General features: G+C 69.6%; 4 protein-coding genes. All 4 read right to left on the bottom strand.

Features of this window, described 5'->3' with window-relative positions; translation table 11 throughout:
• Positions 1 to 423 (bottom strand): NAD-dependent epimerase/dehydratase family protein (locus tag G6017_RS16910; RefSeq protein WP_347238007.1); only part of this gene is annotated, 423 nt, incomplete at its 3' end.
• A 163-nt stretch (positions 424 to 586) separates the two neighbouring features.
• Positions 587 to 688, bottom strand: coding sequence for a 30S ribosomal protein bS22 (locus G6017_RS13305; protein ID WP_003855542.1), 102 nt, complete (start codon positions 686 to 688; stop codon positions 587 to 589).
• Positions 689 to 848: 160 nt separating this feature from the next.
• Positions 849 to 1,070 (bottom strand): helix-turn-helix domain-containing protein, encoded by a 222-nt coding sequence (locus tag G6017_RS13310; protein WP_017837771.1) that lies wholly within the window; start codon positions 1,068 to 1,070, stop codon positions 849 to 851.
• Positions 1,071 to 1,336: 266 nt separating this feature from the next.
• Positions 1,337 to 1,488: pyrroline-5-carboxylate reductase dimerization domain-containing protein (locus G6017_RS13315; RefSeq protein ID WP_277819605.1), on the bottom strand; the 152-nt coding region annotated here is incomplete at its 5' end.

A 1,488-nucleotide genomic window follows, 5' to 3' on the forward strand; every position in this document is an offset into this window, starting at 1 on the left:
CGGGTCCACGCCCGAGGAGCCGTAGACGGTGGTCGAGGAGATCAACACGAACCGCTTGACGGTCGCGGCCCGCCCACAGGCCGCGATCACGTGCATCGAGCCCATGATGTTGGCCTCCTTGACGGCCGCACGGCCGCCCGGGGCGAAGTCGGTGTGGTGCAGTCCGGCGTGGACGACGGTGTCGATGCCGGCATCGCGCAGGATGCCCTGGAGGCGCGGCGACTGCGGGTCGAGGCGGACGAACTCGGCGTCCCTCATCCGACGGCGGTGCTGCGGCGACGGTTTGACGGAGTCGATGGCCAGGACGCGCTCGACGGATTCGGACCGGAGCAGCATCCCCACGAGGTGGGCGCCGAGGTATCGGCTCCCGCCCACGACGGCGACAGCCCGGGCGGGCCGACGGGTTGGTGCTTCGGGGTTCACCCAGACCACTGTAGCCGTGGACCCCCCCGGTCCGTCGCCCGGTCCGCGTACCCCGGACGTGCTGCTACACACACCCCGCGACACACCGATGCCCGCCACCACTTGCGGGTGACGGGCATCTGCTACGGGCGTGAGTCCGGGCGCTATCGAGGCGCCGCCGGACTCACTTACCGAGCTTGCGACGCTGCACGCGCGTCCGGCGGAGCATCTTGCGGTGCTTCTTCTTGGACATACGCTTGCGGCGCTTCTTGATCACAGAACCCATATCGGGGGTCACCTACCTGTCGACTACTGGTCTGGGGCCTTACAGCGGGCTTACTGCGTTCCGGCATCTAAGCGGGCTCGGAAGCCGGTACGGAACCCGTCCAGACTACCCGCAGGTGGGGCCGCGACGAAAACGGGCCCGGGGGCCGACCCGGAGCGGGTCAGCCGGCGGAGAAGTACGACGTGTCCAGGTACTCGTGGACCGCCTTGGAATGCACGCGGAACGACCGCCCCACCCGCACCGCGGGCAGCTCGCCCGAGTGGACGAGCCGGTAGACCGTCATCTTGGACACGCGCATGAGCGCTGCGACCTCGGCAACGGTCAGGAACTGGGAACCCCCCGCCGCCTGTGCGCCGCCTTCGGTCTTGTCGGTAGTCGCCATCTCACAACCCTTCGTGGCACGCGTCGTGCCGCAGGCTTCCCCTCCTGCGGTACGGACACGCACGTGCTGGGTATGAGCCTAGCGTGAAGGGTGTGATCAATGCGACGGGAGTGGGCAAATAACTTTGACGACACGCCGCCCGACCGCGGCCTGACCCACCCTGAACAGGGCTTGTGCTAAATGCGACGTCCCGCCAGGTGGCCGTTCTCTCACCTGGCGGGACGTGTGGGGCGCGTGGAGCGCAGCGGGCGATGCCGGGAGGCGGGTCAGTCGTCCCGCTCGTCGTCCTCGGCCTTCTGCGCCGCACGGGCCAGTTCCATCGACCTGGTGGCCGACGCCTCCACGGCGTCCGCCACCGCGGACCGGAAGCCCCCGGCCTCGAGTCGCCGGATCGCCGCCGCCGTGGTGCCGCCCGGGG

Origin of the sequence: Dietzia sp. B44 (assembly GCF_014145245.1) — a bacterium.
GTDB lineage: Bacteria > Actinomycetota > Actinomycetes > Mycobacteriales > Mycobacteriaceae > Dietzia > Dietzia natronolimnaea.